At 26.9% G+C, this 18,506-nt stretch carries 19 protein-coding genes and 2 tRNA genes; 13 read left to right on the top strand and 8 right to left on the bottom strand.

Going from position 1 to position 18,506, the window contains the following annotated elements:
- Positions 1-110: 110 nt before the first annotated feature.
- Positions 111-1,607 carry a phospholipase D-like domain-containing protein gene (locus EI91_RS03060; protein WP_036452949.1) on the bottom strand — a complete coding sequence of 499 codons (1,497 nt, stop codon included), beginning with the start codon at positions 1,605-1,607 and terminating at the stop codon, positions 111-113.
- A gap of 113 nt (positions 1,608-1,720) precedes the next feature.
- Complete coding sequence (locus tag EI91_RS03055) at positions 1,721-2,158, bottom strand: RpiB/LacA/LacB family sugar-phosphate isomerase (RefSeq protein WP_036452947.1); 438 nt, start codon at positions 2,156-2,158, stop codon at positions 1,721-1,723.
- Between the two features lie 115 nt (positions 2,159-2,273).
- Here EI91_RS03055 and EI91_RS03050 point away from each other — a divergent pair, with 115 nt between their 5' ends.
- From EI91_RS03050 to EI91_RS02990, 13 genes are all read left to right on the top strand, one after another.
- Positions 2,274-4,181: an Mbov_0121 family peptidase domain-containing ABC transporter gene (locus tag EI91_RS03050; protein WP_036452945.1), complete on the top strand. Its 1,908-nt coding sequence runs from the start codon at positions 2,274-2,276 to the stop codon at positions 4,179-4,181.
- Between the two features lie 106 nt (positions 4,182-4,287).
- Entirely contained in the window at positions 4,288-4,674 is a 387-nt protein-coding gene (locus tag EI91_RS03045) for an MAG1140 family protein (protein WP_036452944.1), read from the top strand.
- Between the two features lie 31 nt (positions 4,675-4,705).
- Positions 4,706-5,182 carry an rRNA maturation RNase YbeY gene (gene ybeY, locus EI91_RS03040; protein WP_051789186.1) on the top strand — a complete coding sequence of 159 codons (477 nt, stop codon included), beginning with the start codon at positions 4,706-4,708 and terminating at the stop codon, positions 5,180-5,182.
- Between the two features lies 1 nt (position 5,183).
- Positions 5,184-5,582, top strand: a complete 399-nt coding sequence (gene cdd / locus EI91_RS03035) for a cytidine deaminase (protein WP_036452942.1) — start codon at positions 5,184-5,186, stop codon at positions 5,580-5,582.
- Positions 5,583-5,584: 2 nt separating this feature from the next.
- On the top strand, positions 5,585-6,460 hold the full coding sequence (era, locus tag EI91_RS03030) for a GTPase Era (RefSeq protein ID WP_036452940.1): 876 nt from the start codon (positions 5,585-5,587) through the stop codon (positions 6,458-6,460).
- Between the two features lie 117 nt (positions 6,461-6,577).
- Positions 6,578-8,197 (top strand): ABC-F family ATP-binding cassette domain-containing protein, encoded by a 1,620-nt coding sequence (locus EI91_RS03025; RefSeq protein ID WP_036452939.1) that lies wholly within the window; start codon positions 6,578-6,580, stop codon positions 8,195-8,197.
- Positions 8,197-8,877, top strand: coding sequence for a 16S rRNA (uracil(1498)-N(3))-methyltransferase (locus EI91_RS03020; protein ID WP_036452938.1), 681 nt, complete (start codon positions 8,197-8,199; stop codon positions 8,875-8,877). Before EI91_RS03025 ends, EI91_RS03020 begins: the two co-directional genes overlap by 1 nt.
- Before the next feature lie 11 nt (positions 8,878-8,888).
- Positions 8,889-9,542, top strand: coding sequence for a deoxynucleoside kinase (locus EI91_RS03015; protein WP_036452937.1), 654 nt, complete (start codon positions 8,889-8,891; stop codon positions 9,540-9,542).
- A gap of 1 nt (position 9,543) precedes the next feature.
- On the top strand, positions 9,544-10,092 hold the full coding sequence (gene hpt / locus EI91_RS03010) for a hypoxanthine phosphoribosyltransferase (RefSeq protein ID WP_036452935.1): 549 nt from the start codon (positions 9,544-9,546) through the stop codon (positions 10,090-10,092).
- Entirely contained in the window at positions 10,070-11,041 is a 972-nt protein-coding gene (locus EI91_RS03005) for an ABC transporter ATP-binding protein (RefSeq protein ID WP_036452933.1), read from the top strand. Before hpt ends, EI91_RS03005 begins: the two co-directional genes overlap by 23 nt.
- Complete coding sequence (locus tag EI91_RS03000; protein ID WP_036452931.1) at positions 11,034-12,356, top strand: ABC transporter permease; 1,323 nt, start codon at positions 11,034-11,036, stop codon at positions 12,354-12,356. Before EI91_RS03005 ends, EI91_RS03000 begins: the two co-directional genes overlap by 8 nt.
- A gap of 8 nt (positions 12,357-12,364) precedes the next feature.
- Entirely contained in the window at positions 12,365-13,465 is a 1,101-nt protein-coding gene (ychF, locus tag EI91_RS02995) for a redox-regulated ATPase YchF (protein ID WP_036452930.1), read from the top strand.
- Between the two features lie 10 nt (positions 13,466-13,475).
- Positions 13,476-13,549 (top strand) — tRNA-Trp (locus EI91_RS02990).
- Between the two features lie 91 nt (positions 13,550-13,640).
- On the opposite strand, the gene EI91_RS02985 is transcribed toward EI91_RS02990, so the two are convergent.
- From EI91_RS02985 to atpG, 6 genes are all read right to left on the bottom strand, one after another.
- Positions 13,641-13,716, bottom strand: a tRNA-His gene (locus tag EI91_RS02985).
- Positions 13,717-13,779: 63 nt separating this feature from the next.
- On the bottom strand, positions 13,780-14,865 hold the full coding sequence (locus tag EI91_RS02980; RefSeq protein WP_036452928.1) for a hypothetical protein: 1,086 nt from the start codon (positions 14,863-14,865) through the stop codon (positions 13,780-13,782).
- Between the two features lie 9 nt (positions 14,866-14,874).
- Positions 14,875-15,699, bottom strand: a complete 825-nt coding sequence (locus EI91_RS02975) for an MAGa3780 family membrane protein (protein ID WP_036452926.1) — start codon at positions 15,697-15,699, stop codon at positions 14,875-14,877.
- A 78-nt stretch (positions 15,700-15,777) separates the two neighbouring features.
- Positions 15,778-16,209 (bottom strand): FoF1 ATP synthase subunit delta/epsilon, encoded by a 432-nt coding sequence (locus tag EI91_RS02970; RefSeq protein WP_036452922.1) that lies wholly within the window; start codon positions 16,207-16,209, stop codon positions 15,778-15,780.
- Positions 16,196-17,638, bottom strand: a complete 1,443-nt coding sequence (atpD, locus tag EI91_RS02965; protein ID WP_051789185.1) for a F0F1 ATP synthase subunit beta — start codon at positions 17,636-17,638, stop codon at positions 16,196-16,198. The genes EI91_RS02970 and atpD overlap by 14 nt, the downstream gene beginning before the upstream one ends.
- A gap of 12 nt (positions 17,639-17,650) precedes the next feature.
- Positions 17,651-18,502, bottom strand: a complete 852-nt coding sequence (gene atpG, locus EI91_RS02960) for an ATP synthase F1 subunit gamma (protein ID WP_036452921.1) — start codon at positions 18,500-18,502, stop codon at positions 17,651-17,653.
- Positions 18,503-18,506: the final 4 nt, after the last annotated feature.

Below are 18,506 nucleotides of genomic sequence, written 5' to 3'. Positions count from 1 at the left end.
AATATTTTACAATAAAATATAGTTTTAACATATATATAAATTTTATCATTATTCTGGTAGCTAGTTAATAAAAATAAACAACAACAAAAAGTGTGGAAATCCACACTTAATTAGATTAAAGGTTTGGTTCAATTAGCTAAAAAATTCCCAAAAGAAGTTCCGTTTTTTTCTAGATCATAAAGAGTTTTAAAATCAACACAATTACGATCGTATATTTCAAAAATTTTAGCTAAATCAACAACCGATTCACCATAAAATAAATCCATTGTTTCATACTGACTAAACATACTGCGACTATCCATGTTGTTAGTTCCAACTCATGCATATTTATAATCAACAATTCCTGCTTTTGTATGTAAAAAAGATCCTTTATATACCTTAACTTCTAATCCATATTTAATTAGATAATTAAGTTGATTTAAAGTAACTTTATAAACAAATTTTTTATCAGGAAGGCCAGGTATATATACTGTAATTTTAACACCTGATTGTAAAGCTAAAATAATTTGTTTTTCTAATGAATTACTAATAGCAAAATACGGAGTTGCTATCTTAATTTCACATCTTGCATCTCCAAATAGCTTTAATCAGTTAAACTCTGAAGTTGAATAGTTATAAGAAGGTGAATCGATAACTAAAAGCGATTTACTATTGTTTTCAGTGTTAAAGTCATAATTTAAAAAGTTTTTTATGTCTAATTTTTGCTTTGTAACAATATTTCAAAATCTCATAAATCATAAATTGTATTCATTGACATACTCGCCAGTAATTTTATAATTTAAGTCAATTCAGTGACCATATTTCTTGCTAAGTGAAGCATACTCGTCTGAAATATTGTTACCACCAGAATAAACTATTTTATTGTCAATAACAATAAATTTTTGATGATTTCTACTAAAACTTGCTGCATTAATAAATGGATAATGTATTTTTCCAATAATAAAAATTTGTGCACCTAATTTTTTAAGTTTTCTAAGCTCTTTTTTTTGAGATGGCATAACACCAAAATCATCAACAAGCCAGTAAACTTTAACTCCTTTTGCAAGCTTATCCTTTATCAATTGCATAAATTCAGTTGTAATTTCGCTGCGTTTAATAATATACGAAATAATAAATATGCTCTTTTGAGCTTGTGATAAAGCATCAATTAATTCATGATAAAAATGATAACCTTCAGAGTAAAATTGAAAATTAGCACTCAGAAAATTTTTTTTATTTAAAACACTTAAAGCTCTTGTGTCATTATCAGCTAAAGTAGCTTGCTTTTGAAAATAAGTTTCATATTGGTATTCTGTATCATGCTGAGTCTTAATTTCATAACGATTAACGAAAATTAAACCAAATGTTAAAAATATAATATGTCCAATTATTGGGAAAATTAAAATTAAATACACTCAGCTGAGTTTTGCATTTGTTTGTCGTTTCTGTGAATAAATAATGAAAGCAAACAAAACATTTATTAAATAAAAAATAAGTAAAAATAATCAACTTAATAAAATATTAATTTGTGTTATAAGTAGTGATAAACCAAAAATTAAACCACCAAAAATGATGATTTCGAAAATAATTCACAAAATCTTTTTAAAATGAAAGTTTTTCTTTTTCATAATTAAATTTTAATATATTAAATTTTTTTTAATTAATCAATTGATTATAAAAATTAAGTTTTGTAGATATTTAAAACAAAAAAGATGCTAATTAATTTTGCATCTTTTTATTTTTATTCATCTAGTTGATCAATTCTAACTTGGTGTCTTCCGCCTTCGTATTCTGTTTTAATGTATTCATCAACCATCTTTTTAGCATCTTCTAATTTAACTTGTCTTCCACCGAACACTAAAACGTTTGCATTGTTGTGTTGTTTTGCTAAATGTGCATCTTCAACTGTTGTAACTCTAGCAGCACGAATTCTTTTGTGTCTGTTTAAAGCGTATGAAATCCCAAGTCCAGTACCACAAACTCCAATTCCAAAGTCCGGGTGTCTTGAATCGATGTATTCTGCAAGCTCTTTTCCTTGTTCGGCATAACTTACTGATTTTTCATCAGTATCTGGTCCTAAGTCAACTGTATCATATCCTAATGAACGAACATAATCGCAAAGTTCTTTTTTAAGTTTATAACCAGCGTGATCGCTAGCTAATGCAACTACTTTTTTCATTTAGTTACTCCTTTAAAAATAAATTTAAGTTTAATTATTATAAAACTTTATAGAGCTAATTATGTAATTTTTCCTATTTTTGTTCAGTCACTTACTTTTTTTACTTATTAAATGTATGGAAGCAAAACAATTCGACCAAAAAGACTGCGGATTATATGTTCTTCAATTTTTTATAGAAAAATTTAGTTGAAATGTACCAAGTATTAGTGAATTACAATCACAAGTTTTTTATTCTGACAACGGTGTTTCAATTGCAGATTTAACAACTGTGGCAAATAAGTATGACATTCAAGCAGACACATACAATTTATCTTTTGAACAAATGCTGCAATTAGACAAAAAATCATTTCCTCTTGCTGCAATTATTAATAGAAATAATGTGTCCCATCTTATTGTTATTTTAAAAATTACAAAAGAAAATTTAATATGTTTTGATCCAGCACAAGGAAAAGTTAAAATAAGCTATAACAATTTTGCTAAATCTTTTTTAAATGTAGTTATTAGTTTTCAAAAAAGCTCAAAAAAAGTGACAAAAAATCAAAACGATGAATTAAAAGAAGGCAATAAAATAAAGAAACTTATAAATATTCCTTTTTTATTAATTTTAATTTCAGAAACGCTGGTGAGTTTTATTTTTCCTTTTGTCTCAAAGTATTTGCTAAACACAGTAATTCCTAGCAGGTTAAATTCACAAATTATTATGATTGCTTTAACATTTTTTTGAATTACTACTACTTATTTGCTTTTTAAAACCTTAATTCAAAGACAAATAAATAAAATACTTTTTCAAAAATCACAAAAAATGTTTTTAGATTTTCTGGAGAATGTTAGTTATAATCGATTTTCGCTTTTAAATAAGTTTAGTAACTTGGAAATAAAAAATAGACTTAGTTTATGTTTTAATGTAATTCAATATCAAACTGTTTTTTGAGCAACAGTAATTAACAACTTTGTTTCTTTTGCAATTAGTTTTTTTCTTCTTTGAAAAGTAAACTGAACTTTAATGTTTATTTTACTTATTTATTCCTTCTTAAGCATAATAATTAGTTGAATAAATAAAAATTTATACACTAATAACTACTATAAATTATTACAGCAAAACAATATTTTAGACAGCAAAATCAATAATTTACTAAATATTTACCGCAATAATTATGATATTTATATTGAAAAAAATACCGAAAATGATTTTAATAAAGAATTTGAGCAAATAAATAAATTCCAATTCGAATTTAAAACAAAAAATACCAATATTATGCTTTTAAATGATTTTCTTGAAATTTTAGCTCCTTTTATCGTGTTAATTTTTGGTAGTTTTCAAATATGAGAAAATCAGTTAAAAATAATTGAATTAATTTTCTTTTTGACTGCTGCTAACCTAATGACAAAACCTATAAAATCAATCTTAACTTTATGAAACTTACATAATGAAAATAATAAAAATTTAAGTTATTTAAATATCCTTAATTTAGACGAAAAACTAAAACAAAAAAATCAAGACAAATTGAAATTAAATAATAAAATTAACAAAATTACCATTAGCTACTTAAGTTTTAAATTTAATAAGAATAAATTGAAAAATACAATTGATATTACTAAATTAGAAATTAAAGATAAATTAATAATTAAAGGAAAAAACGGTGCTGGTAAAAGTACATTATACAAATTATTAGCAGGTAATTTAAAACCAGATAGTGGTGAAATTTTAGTAAATGATATTCCCTTTTGTACTTATTTAAACACAGATTATAAGTCAAAAATTATGCTCATTACAAATGAAGATATAGATTTAAATATGGCGGTACAAGATTTTTTAGATATTAAGAATTTGGATGAATTTATGATATTTTTAAAACAACTTCCGAATAAATATTTTTTTGATTATTTAGAAACTAATAATATTTTGTTTGAAAATATTTCTAATTTATCAAGTGGACAAAAACAAATCTTAAAACTATTAAAATGCTATTTTTATGAAACTGATTTATTTATTTTTGATGAAGCGTGTGAAGCAATAGATTAAAACAATTATTTAAAAATCAAAGAAGCACTCACATTATTATTGAAAGATAAAATGGTAGTAGAAATAAGTCACAATAATAAATTCTTTTTCCCAGAAAGTGAAACTTATGAAATTTGCTAAATTTAGAAATTTATGATTTTTTTATTTAATACTAGTTTTCTTGATAATTAACACTAGCTTACTAATTTATTTTTTTATATTTTTCAAAGTTGAAAAATACCAAAATGGATTTTTATTTTTAAATCAAAATGAATTAAGCTTACAAAATGTAGATTGAAACATATTGCAAAATAACGAATATAAAATTACTTATCAAATTAATGAACAATTTTATGAAGATACAATTTTAATAAAAGGTTATTTAGATCAAAAAATACTTATAGAGGCAATAAATACCAAACAATTGATGAATGATTATAATATAAAAAACTTAAACATTTCCATTTTCCTAGAGCAAAAGACAATTATGGAAATGATTTTCCAATTTTTATAGTACTAATCAATTAATAAAATATAATTAAAATATGCATATTAAAAATGACAATGTTTTAATTACATTTAAAACAAGAATAAAAAATGTAGTGGTTTACGAAAAAGAGATGCTACAACTAATAGAAAACTTAAGAAAAGTTTTTAAAATAAAGCAAAATATCGTTTTAGATGTTTCAGTTGTTTCGCCTAAAAAAATTAGAGAATTAAATCGTGAATATCGTAATAAGGATTACGTGACTGATATTTTATCTTTTGATTTTGGTGATATTGAACTTTATAAGAAAATGCCTTTTATTCATCTTGGAGAACTTGTTATTTGTTGAGATAAAATGCTTAAACAAGCTGATGAATTCGGTCACTCAATTAGAAGGGAATATTGTTATCTTTTTGCTCATGGATTAATACATTTAATGGGATATGACCATGAAGTTGAGCAAGAAAGAATTCAGATGAATAAATTAGTTGATAAAATCTTTAAACCACTTAAAATTACTAGAGAAGAGGAATAACATGAAAATTGAATTTGATAAATTAAGAGATCTTTTGAAACACTCTTACGCTCCTTACTCAAATTTTAGAGTTGCCGCTATTGCTATTGATCAAGATGACAAAGAACACTACGGAGTTAATGTAGAAAATGCTGCTTATCCATCAGGTTTATGTGCAGAAAGAAGTGCACTTTTTGGTTCTGTGGCATACGGTGGAAAAGTTGGACAATTTAAAGAAATACATATTATTAGCCAAAAGAACGAAATTATTAGCCCATGTGCTGGATGTAGACAAGTCATGACTGAATTTTTCCCTTCAGATGCTAAAGTTTACCAATATAGTAATGATGGTCAACAAGTTAGAGTAAACACTGTTGAAGAATTAGTTCCTTTCGGAATTAGATCAGAAGATATTAAATAATTATGAAAATTTGTTTTGCAAGTATTATAGGAAGACCAAACGTTGGTAAAAGTAGCTTATTAAATTCAATCATTGGTTATAATGTAGCTATAGTTACTCCAACCGCACAAACAACCAGAGATCAAATTACTGGTATTTACTCTGATGATGAATACCAAATAATTTTTACAGATACACCTGGAATCCATAAACCTTTAAATAAACTTGGTGAATCACTTAATAAAAATGCTTATGACTCAATTAAAGAAGTTGATGTTCTTTTATTTTTAACTCCAAGTGATGAAATTTTAGGAAAAGGTGACTTAATGATTTTAGATAACATTAAGCATGTTAAACATAAAATTGCTGTTGTTTCTAAAATTAGCAAAATTAAAGGTAATATTGATCTTTTAACCGAAAAAATTAATTCATTGCAGCCTTATAATTTTGAACACATCGTTTCTACTGATGTTCAAAATTTAGATTCTATCGAAGCGTTAATTAATTTAATCAAAACTTATGGCTATCAAGGTGAACCGCAATACGATTTAGATTATGTTACTGATAAATCAATGAGATTTCTAGCAAAAGAAATTATTCGAGAATCAGCTATTAATCGTCTTTATCAAGAATTGCCGCATTCAATTGCTGTAGAAGTTAGTGAATTTATTGAAGAAGAACAATATTTAACAATCGAAGCAATTATTTATGTCAAAAAAGCTTCCCAAAAAGGAATGGTTATTGGTAAAAATGCACAAATGATTAAAAATATAGGAATTGATGCTCGTAAGAAAATTACTCAACAATTTGATATAAAAACAACTTTAAATTTAAAAGTAAAAGTAGCTAATAAATGAATTGATGATGAAAAAGCACTTAATAAGTTTGGTTACAAATAAGGAATCATTTCCTTATTTTTTTATCCAGATTTATACTTAGAAAGTATGATTTAAAATCTAAAAATAAAATATAATATAAACAATTTATATAAAAAATAAACTTAAAAAGGAGAAAAAATGTTAGAAGTTCAAAATTTAAGCAAAATATTTACTGATAAGAAGTTGTTTGAAAATGTTAATTTAAAATTTACTGCTGGTAACACTTATGGAATTATCGGAGCTAATGGAGCTGGAAAAAGTACTTTTTTAAAAATGCTTGCTGGTAACATAGAACCAACATCTGGACAAATTTTAAAAGAAAAAAATAAACGTATTTCTGTTTTAAGCCAAGATCATAATGCGTATGATGAATTTGAAGTTACTGAAGTAGTAATTATGGGTAATACTGATTTATATGCTATTAAAGAAGCTAAAGATAAAATTTATGCAAACCCAGAAGCCACAATGGAAGATTATGAAAGAGCCGCAGAACTTGAAGATCAATATGGTCAATTAGGTGGATGAACAGCTGAAAATGATGCTCAAGAATTGCTTAGCAACTTAAATATACCAAAAGACAAATGAAATGAAAAAATGTCTGAGTTAACAGCTAATCAAAAAATTAAAGTTTTATTAGCAAAAGCTTTATTTGGAAATCCTGATATTTTAATCATGGACGAACCAACTAACCACTTAGACCTTAGAAGTATTCGTTGATTAGAAAACTTTTTAATTGATTATGAAAATGTTGTTATTGTTGTTAGTCACGACAGCGACTTTTTAGACGCAATTTGTACTCATATTGTTGATATCGACTACAATGAAGCTAAAATTTACACAGGAAATTACAGCTTTTGAAAAGAATCATCAGAATTAGCAAGAGAAATGATGAAACAATCAAATCTTAAAAAAGAAGCTCAAATCGAAAAACTAAAAAGTTTTATTGCTCGTTTTAGTGCTAACGCTTCAAAATCAAGACAAGCAACATCAAGAAAAAAATCTCTTGACAAAATTCAACTAGAAGAAATCAAACCTTCTAACAGAAAATATCCTTTTGTTCGTTGAGAAATGAATCGTGATCATGGAAAACAAATTTTAAATGTTGAAAACTTATCATACGAAAACGAAAATGGTGATGTACTATTTGAAAATGTTTCTTTCACATTAAGACCTGGAGAAAAAATGGTTATTGTTGGTGATGATGATATCGCTAAAACAAGACTTTTGGAATGTTTAGTCGGACTTAGAACTCCAAAAAGTGGAACAGTAGAGTGAGGACAAACAATAACACATAGTTATTTCCCAAATGATAATTCAAAATATTTCAATACTGATGAAAATATTTTAGAATGAATTTCAAAATGACCTTTAGAAAATAAAGAAAAAGAAAATCGTGAAAACGACGATGCTCGTATGAGAGGATTTTTAGGAAGAATGCTTTTTAGCAATGATTCAGTATTTAAAAAAGTAGCAGTAACTAGCGGTGGAGAAAAAGCTAGACTTATGTTTTCTAGAATGATGCTTCTTGAAAGTAACTTTATTATCTTAGACCAACCTTTAGATCACCTTGATGCAGAAAGTATTGACTCAGTAATTGAAGGAGTTAAAAACTATAAAGGTGGAGCTATTTTTACTACATATAACCGTGCATTTGTTAACCAATGTGCAGATGTTATTTTAGAATTAAAATCACCTACAAAAAGTTTCTTATTTAGAGGAACACTTGAAGAATACGAAGAAATTATGGATGAAGAGTAATGAATCGTTTTTTTGTTTCAACTAAAAAAGGTGATTTTTTTACTTTAAATCCAGAAACTTTAAAACATTTAAAAGTGCTTAGAATTCAAGAAAAAGAATTTGTTTGTGTTTATGAAAAAGAATTTTATATCTGTAAGCTTGAAAATAACTTAGCTAAAATTATTTCTAAAATTGATGAGAATCATGAGCATCAATATGAAATTGTACTCGCAGCTGCAATAATTAAATTTGAAAGATTTGAGTGGTTGTTGCAAAAAGCAACTGAATTAGGTGTTACAAAAATTATTCCTTTGGTAACAGAACATACTAATCATGATCTTTTAAAATTTGATAAGTTTAACAAAAAAAGAGAGCGCTTTCAAACAATTGTTTTAAATGCTGCTGAGCAATCTTATAGAAATCAAGTACCAGAAATTACTGAAATAATGAAATTTAGTGATTTTATTAAGCAAAGTTTTCCAAATAAAATACTAGCACACGAAAAAACTAATTTAAGCAGTTCGCTTGAACAACCTATAAATCAAAGCAGCACTTTTATTGTTGGTCCAGAAGGTGGATTTTCTGAAAGTGAAATTGATTTAGCGGTAAAAAATAATACAAAAATTGTTTCATTGGGTTCAAGAATTTTAAGAGCTGAAACTGCAGGAATTTTCTTGCTAAGTCAAATAAAAATTAATTAGAGGTAGAAGTTATGTTAATTGGAATTTCAGGAATGATTGGTAGTGGAAAAAGCGTTTTATCTGAGAAATTAAAAGATTTTTATAATGATAAAGCACTTTTATTGCAAGAGTTTTCCGAAGAAGATGAAGTTTTTAATACAATGCTACAATGACTTTATCAAAGAAAACCTAATTTTGATTTAACATTTCAAGTTTATGCAATTGAACACCATCTAGGTAGCATACAAAAAATTAAAGATGAATTTAATAGAAGAAAAATGAACCCAAAAAACGATTTAATAGTTATTGATCGTTTTGTAGCTGAGCACTATGTGTTTTCTAAAATCAATTTAAAAAATGCACAAGCTAAAATTCAAAACGCTTATAATTCGCTTTTTAATACAATCGTACAAAAAGAAGATTTACCAGAAGTAGCTATCTTTTTAGATGTTACATTTGATAATTTTAAAAAGAGATTATTCAAAAGAGGCAGAGAAGTAGAAATTCAAACATGAGATAAAAATGAACCATACTTTTATGAACTATTAAGTATTTATAAAAGCACTTTTATTGAAGTTGTTAAAAAATTAAACATAAAATACGAAATTATAGACACTAACAATAAAACCGAAGATGAAGTTTTTTATCAAGCAGTAAGTATAATAAAAAAATATCAAGGAGCTTAAAATGAATAGTCATAAAAAAATTAAAAAAATACTTTTTGATCAAGCATTCATTGAAGAAAAAATTAAAGACTGTGCTAATTGAGTTAATGAAACTTATAAAGATTCAGACTCACTAATTCTGGTTGGTTTATTAAAAGGTTCTGTTCCTTTTCTAGCTCAATTAATTAAAAATGTTGAAGTCGACCATGCAATTGATTTTATGACAGCGTCAAGTTATGCCGGAAGTCATTCAACATCTGGCAGTGTAAAAATAATCATGGATTTAGCAGAAGATATTGAAAACAAAGATGTCTTAATAGTTGAAGATATAATTGATAGTGGAATTACCTTAGAAAAAATTAAAGAAATTTTAATAAATCGTAAACCAAAAAGTTTCAGAATTTTAACGTTAATGGATAAACCTTATAATCGTAAGTCTAATCTAAACGCTGATTATTCTGGTTTTATAGTTCCTGATGAGTTTTTAGTTGGTTTTGGACTTGATTATCAAGAAAAACTTAGAAATTTACCTTTTATAGGAGTATTTGATGAACGATATATTGAAAAATAATTCTGAAATAGCTATCGAAATTCAAAATTTATCAAAATCTTTTAAAGAAAATAAAGCGTTAGATAATTTAAGTTTTAAAGTTCGCAAGGGTGAACTATTTGGTTTTTTAGGTTTAAATGGTGCAGGTAAAAGCACTACCTTAAACATTATTTTAGGATTACTTAGTAAAGACTCAGGTTTAATTACAATTAATGGTTTAAACGCTGAAGAAAACATTAAGCAAATTCGCAAAAGTATTGGAATTGTTTTTCAAGAATCTATTTTAGATCCTACATTAAGTGTTAAAGATAACTTAATGATAAGAGCAACCATGTATACAGATTTTTTTAAAGTACAAAAAGTTACTGTAAAGGAAGTTGTTGAAAATATTATTAAAGAATTTCAATTAGAAGAAATTGCTAAAAGACCATATGGAAAATTGAGTGGTGGACAAAAAAGAAGGGTTGATATAGCTCGTGCTTTAGTTCATAGACCAGAAATTTTATTTTTAGATGAACCAACAACAGGTTTAGACCCATCTTCTAGAAAATTAGTTTGAGAAATTTTATTTAAAATTCAAAAAGAAAGAAAATTAACTATTTTGCTTACTACTCATTACATGGAAGAAGCTAATAATTGCCAATACGCAATTATTATAAATAAGGGTAAAAAATTAGTTGAGGGTACACCAAGTCAATTAAAACAAGTTTATTCAACAACCACTATTAAAATTTTTGACACTTTTAATTTAAAACTGGAAGCAATTTTAAAGAAAAATAATATTAATTTTAATTACGAACAAAATTGCTACGTTCTAAAATTTAGTGAGTATAGTTTAGCCAAAAATTTTGTATTTAAAAACCAAGATTTAATTAAAGATTATGAATTACTAAAAGGAACAATGGATGAAGTTTTCCTAAATGTTACACATCCAGAAAAATTAAATCAGTTAGGAGAAAAAAGTGTTTAAACAGATTAATATACTCTTTTTACGTAACTTTAAAATGTTTTTTAAAGATCCAAGAAGAATCTTTTTTGTTTTAATGTCTCCATTATTTGTTCTTTTAATTTTTATTTTATTTACCAAAGAATTTTATCAAGATCAAGTTCCAAATATTGCTTTTGCTACTAATGACGTAATTTGAAATAATTTATTTTCAAATTTTCAAGACGATCATGCTTTGCAATCTAAATTAGATCAAGTCTCAATTCAACATTTTATAGGCTTAATGAAATTAAATTTAAATCCAGACCAAAATGTACAATTAAATTATTTAAATAAACTATATGACTGAAAAGTTATTTGACCTTTAATTAATTCAGAAATTTCTAAAAATTATGCAGAATATAACTCTTTATCAATTAATGAAGTTATTAAGACAGTAGATATGAATCAGATAATCTTAAAAAATAGAAATGAATTATCTATAAATGATTTATATAATCCTTTATTAAAAAATTTAAATTTTAGTGGCATTTTTAATAATTCAAATATAATGCAAAAAATGTACTTAGCTAAATTGAATAATCCACAATTAGAAAATACAACAATTTATCAAACTATTTTTAATCAAGATATTATTGATAAAATTAATAGTTTTATAAAAGTTACTAAAAATCAATATTCTGACACTTCTTTACTAATCACTTTGCTAACAATTACTAGTTTAACAACAGCTATTTCACTTTGTTCAATTATGGTAGAAGATCAACAAAAGAAAGTGTTAAATGATTTTTATATTACACCAATGCGTTCTTCTCTTGTACGTATTAGTTACTTACTATTTAATATATTATTAAACACTTTCATCTCAGCAATTATTTTATTAATAGCTTTAATTTATATTGCTGCAGATCAAAATTTTCTTTTTACTCCTTTAATTATTTTGAAAATTTTCTGTGCTATGTTTTTTGGAGTTTTAATAAACTCTTCAATTTGAAACTTTATTTTTTCATTTGTTAAAAACTTAGGAGTATTCTCTGCATTATCAGCATCAATTTCTGCTGGTGGTGGTTTTATAATTGGTGCATACATTCCGCTAGCACAACTTCCAGGTTGATTACAACAAATAGCAAGTATTTTGCCATCTACTCAAATAACCAATTTAATTACTTATGCGACACTAAACGATATAGCGATGTTTAAACCTATTTTAGATACTAATCCAGCAATTTTATTTGGTACTACTCCTGAGATTTGATATATTATTTTATATTTATCTGTGTGATTAGTTTTTATTTTAGGAATAAACTTTTTCATTAACGCTAACCAAAAAAGAAGATAGGAGACTATATGTCATTAAAAGCAGGTATTGTAGGATTACCAAATGTAGGTAAAAGCACTCTTTTTAGTGCTATTACTCGTAAACAAGTTGAGGCTTCCAATTACGCCTTTACAACAATAGAACCAAATATTTCATCAGTTCCATTGGTGGATAAAAGGTTACAACAAATTGCTAAGATAATTAATCCTGATAAAGTTATTTACGCAACTTTTGATTTCGTTGATATCGCAGGATTAGTTCAAGGTGCATCAAAAGGCGAAGGTTTAGGAAATAAATTTTTAGCTAATATCCGTGAAGTAGATGCAATTATTCATGTTGTTCGCTGTTTTGAAAATAAAAACATTATGCACGTAGCTAATAGCGTAGATCCTGTGCGTGATAAAGAAGTAATTAATTATGAACTACTACTAGCTGATTTAGAAACCATCAATAATGTTTTAAATCGTGTAGCTAAAAAAGCTAAAGCTGGCGATAAAGATGGTATCATCGAACAAAATGCTGCCTTGAAAGTTAAAGAAGCTCTTGAAAACAACATCCCAGCTCGTGAAGTTGAATTAGATGAAAATGAATTAAAATTTATTAAAGGATATCATTTACTGACTTTAAAACCTATTATTTATGTTGCTAATTTAAGTAATGATCAATTTGCAAATTATCAAAATGATTCTTTATTTAGTGCACTTAAAAACTCTCTGAAAGTAAACGAAAAGCTTTTACCTATCTGCGTACAACTCGAAAGTGAATTAATTGAAGTAGATAGTGAAGAAGAAAAAATGGAGCTACTAGGAATGTACGGAATCGAAACTAGTGGTTTAGATATTCTAACTAGAGAAGCTTTTGATTTACTGAATTTAGAAACATATTTTACAGCAGGTCAAGTAGAAGCTCGAGCTTGAGTTTACCATAAAGGATGAGCCGCACCTAAATGCGCTGGCGTAATTCACACAGATTTTGAAAAAAAATTCATTAAAGCCGATATAATTTCTTTTGAAGATTATATTAACTTCGGTGGTGAAGCTGGTGCAAAATCAGCTGGTAAATTACGTTCTGAAGGTAAAAACTATATAATGAAAGATGGTGACATTTGTCACTTCAAATTTGGTAAGTAATTACCAAATTGGGAGTTTAGTATAATGGCATTATAGCGGTCTCCAAAACCGATGATAAGGGTTCGATTCCTTTAACTCCCGCCAATGAATTTATTATGACTTACTTCGGTAAGTTTTTTTATATAAAAAAATAAAAAAGTAAGCTAATTAGCTTACTAAGGTGCAATTAAGCATATGGGGCGATTGACGGGATTCGAACCCGCGAATGACGGGACCACAACCCGCTGTGTTAGCCACTTCACCACAATCGCCATAAGTAAAATAATTATACAAAATACCTTTATATTTCAAAGCATTTTTATACTTTTTTTACTTTATTTTATGTTGTTAGGTACTTTTCTTTTCATTTTAGTTGAATTACCTAACTTTTTTTGTTCTCTAAGTTGATTTTTTGATTTTTCTAAAGTATTAATATATTTAGAATATTTGGTAATCACATTTTTAACAGTTTTGCAATTTGAATCAGCTTTAAAACGTTTAATTAAATACTCATTTTGCTTAATATTTCTTTTTAAATTCCGAATCAACACTTCATCTTCTTGATTTGATTTCTCTATTTTGGTTTGAAACTTAAAATTTTCTTGTTCTAAATTTTCTAAGTACTTGTTTATAAAAATATCAGGTTTTTTTAAACCTAAATTAGATTTAATTATTGTTAAAAAATTATGATGTTTAGAAATTTGACTAGAAATTTGGAGAATTTTAGCGTTAATTTCAGTTAAATGTTCAATAGCTTTAGTAGCCTCTTTAATATTTTTTAAAATGTAAAACATTTTTTCAACATCTAAACTATTATATTTGGTAAGAGTATCGCAAATTAATAAATATTCATCATAAGTAATCGAATTTTTAACAGGTGGAAAATTATTTTGATACATGAAAATGACAAAACCTAAATAACTTGCTAATAAGCCTGTTTTTTGTACAGTTTTCAAGTTAAAGTTGTGTTTAGTATTTATTTTTAAATCACGTATAGGTTCAAAAATATCTACTTCTCCGCTTTCCATGTAATTATAAACATCATCTAAAGATACACTTTTATCATTTAAAGATTGAGTTGGTATTTTAAGATAACGCGAAGTAATTTTAGTTTCTAATACAGGACTTCAACCATAAAGTGTAATGTTATCAGAATTAATTTCTACTTCTTTTCCCACAAAATCAAAAATAGCTTGATAAAGAGTTGCTTTTAATAAAGTTTGATAAACTTTAAAATCAAAAGCTTTTAAATCTACAAAATATGTTTTTTTTACAAAATGAGCTTTATTAATAACTTTACCAATAGTAAAGCAATAAATTATTTCTTCTTTGACTAAATAATCTGTATATTTATCAAATAAATTCGGAGTTATTGCTTCAAAATCAATAAACAGAATTTCTTTTTTTAATGGTGTTTCCATTTTACTTCCCTACTTTTTTAAGCAAACTAATTTTCACAAGTAACCAATCCCAATAGGTAAAGCCACACCAACCAAAACAATTATTAAGTTAAAAACTACTTTTAATGCTGTTGAATCACCATGATAAAATAAAGGATATTCAAAATTTAAAAATCCATAAATTGTTAATCCTAATTTATCTTGTAGTTTTCATACCTCTAAATCTGTCACGCTTTTGGCTAAAAGATGCGAGGTAGGTAATGCATTAAAATAAATTATCATAGCAAAAAAGTAGTAAATAAACATCGGAATAATAGAAGCTATAATTCATTTATGTGTATATACTAATTTTTTACGGTTTAATACAATAAAAATAATTGCAATAAGAGGATTAATTAAGTGCGTAATTAAAGATGCTATTAACCTATCTGGTTTATATACACCACTTTTAAACAATCCTGGGAAAACTAAAGATCAAAAAATTAAAAATGTCACAAAAATGTAGATGCTACTTCAAACTACAAAATTATTTAAACCTTTTTTATTCATAAATAAAGAATAAAAAGTTAAAGCTAAGCCAATTGCAAAATTACTTAAATAAGTAAAAGTCATTGTTCGATGTCAAAACGATGACTTAAAATTAATAAATAAACCTTGCTGAATTAATGTACTTAAATTTTCATCGTTTAGTTTATTTTGTCCTTGGAGAGAAGTAATAATTTCAAAATTACTTTTCCCATCCGCAACAAGTACTACAATAAATGAAATAGCTAGCAGTAATAAAATTGTAAGTCCCGCTAAAAATGTAGCACGTCTAATTTTAGTATCTAATCTTGTTTGAATAAAATTTAACATATCGTCCTTTCATAAGTATTATATATAAAATAAAATTATGAAAAATGAAGTGATAAATAAAATTATCACCTCATAACATTATTTATTATTAAATTGATTATAAGTATCAACTCTGTTTAATGCCTTCTTAAGCTTAATCTCAAGTTTTGAAAGCTCAATGCTGCTTTCTTTACCTATGTTTGAATTCATTTTTTGACGAATTTCAGCAACATCTCTTTGAGCTCGAGCTACATCAATATCCTTAACATTAAGAATATCTTCTGTAATAATATTAACTTTTTCAGAATCAGCATAGACAATACCGCCACCGATTCAACATTTAATTGAATCATCTGAATTTTCTCATCCGATAATCAATTTTCCAATTTCTACATTACTAAAAAGTGGAGTACGATTAGCTTGTAAACCGATGTAACCTGCAGCGGTTTTTAAAGATACAATCGGTGCATCTCCTTCAAAGAATACACCATCTGGTGTAGTAATTGTAACTTTTATATTATTTGTCGCCATCTTTTTCTACTTTTTCAGCTTCTTGTTTTTGATTTGCATTTAATTTTTCAAAACGATCAATTACATCTTGAATATTTCCTGCATATCTAAAGAGATCTTCTGGATATTCATCATATTTACCAGATAAAATTTCTTTAAAACTGTAAATTGTATCTTGAAGTGGAACATATGCACCAGGGATACCTGAGAATTTTTCAGCAACGTGGAAAGGTTGAGAAAGGAAATTTCTCAATCTTCTTGCACGAGCAACAATTTTTTTGTCCTCTTCTGATAATTCACCCATACCAAGAATTGCAATAATATCTTGTAATTCTTTAAAACGTTGTAAAATTGCTACAACATTTTGAGCAACAGAGTAGTGATCTTGTCCTACTACTAGTGGATCTAAAAGTCTAGATGAAGAGTTAAGTGGGTCGATAGCAGGATAAATACCAAGAGCAGCAATCCCACGGTCTAAAACTGTTTTAGCATCTAAGTGAGTGAAAGTTGTTGCAGGAGCTGGGTCAGTTAAGTCATCAGCTGGAACGTAAACCGCTTGAACTGAAGTAATTGAACCTCTACGTGTAGAAGTAATTCTTTCTTGCAATGCACCCATTTCAGTAGCAAGTGTAGGTTGATATCCAACAGCACTAGGCATTCTTCCTAATAAAGCTGAAACCTCACTTCCTGCTTGTGTAAATCTAAAAATATTATCGATGAAAAGAAGCACATCTTGATTTTGTTTATCTCTAAAATACTCAGCCATTGTTAAACCTGAAAGAGCAACTCTCATACGTGCACCTGGTGGTTCGTTCATTTGTCCAAAGACTAAAGCTGTTTTATCCAAAACACCTGCTGCTTTCATTTCGTAGTAAAGGTCATTCCCTTCACGTGTTCTTTCTCCAACACCAGCAAAAACAGAAAGTCCATTATGTTGTGAAGCAATGTTGTTAATTAATTCTTGAACAAGAACAGTTTTACCAACTCCAGCTCCACCAAAAAGACCGATTTTCCCTCCTTTTGCATAAGGGATAAGTAAGTCAATAACTTTAATACCTGTTTCTAAAATTTCTGATGTAGTTTTTTGTTCTTCATATGAAGGACTTGCAGCGTGAATAGGTGATCTCTCAACATCATCAGCAATAGGTTGTTCGTCAATTGGATTTCCAAGAACATCAAACATTCTTCCTAAAACAGCATTCCCAACAGGAACAGAAATAGCTTTACCTGTATCGGTTACAATCATTCCTCTTTGTAACCCATTTGTTGAAACCATTGAAATTGTTCTGGCTGTATCATCACCAATATGTTGAGCAACTTCAAAAGTATAAATTTGTCCTTCGTGTTCAACCGTTAAAGCATTTAACAATTTAGGTAACTTACCTTCTTGAAAACGAACGTCAACAACAGGACCTAAAATTTGTACTATTGTACCTTGATTTTTAATCATACAAACTCCTTTCTATGTTGCATCAGCACCAGCAACAATTTCATTAATTTCTTGAGTAATCACTCTTTGACGCTCACGGTTATATTGTAAGTGTAAATCGTGAATCAAGTCATTAGCATTGTTTGTAGCATTTTCCATAGCATTACGACGTGAAGCCATCTCAGAAATTTTTGAGCTACTTCCTAAACAATAAATTAAACTACCAATGTAAAGTGGAATCGAATTTTTTAATACTACTTCTGCATTTGGTTCAAATTCAATTGCTTGGGAAATAGTTTTGACTTTACGCTCAATTTCAATTGGGAATAAAGTTTTCATAACCGGTTCTTGATTCATATTATTAATAAATTGCGTGTAAATCAAGTTAATTTCAGAAATTTCATGGTTTAAATATAAATCCATTGCAATTTTAGTAATTTGGTTTCCAATTTGATAACTTACTTTTTCACCATAATTTAAATATTGTCCAATCATTTGTTCTTTAAGTTGTGATGAATTAAGTAAACTGAATCCTTTTGTCCCAATGACAATAATTTTATCTTCAGGTTGAATTTTTGACTTTAATAAGTTAATAACATTTGTGTTATATGAACCACAAAGCCCTAAATCACTAGTAATTAAAACATATAATTTTGCTTTAACATTTGAATTATTTGGAAAAATTGCATAAAAATCTTCAGGTTGAACATGAGCAATTAATCCTTCAAAAGTATCACTTAATAAATCTAAATAAGATTGAATACTTTCAAATTCACTACGAATTCTTCTTAGTTTAGCTGTCGAAACAAGCTCCATAGCATTAGTGATTTTTTGTGTGTTAGAAACAACAGAAATTCTACCTTTTAAACTATTTAAGTTCGCCATAAAT

Source organism: Mycoplasma buteonis (assembly GCF_000733865.1).
Taxonomy (GTDB): domain Bacteria; phylum Bacillota_I; class Bacilli_A; order Mycoplasmatales; family Metamycoplasmataceae; genus Mycoplasmopsis; species Mycoplasmopsis buteonis.
This window is presented reverse-complemented; position numbering and strand designations above follow the sequence as displayed.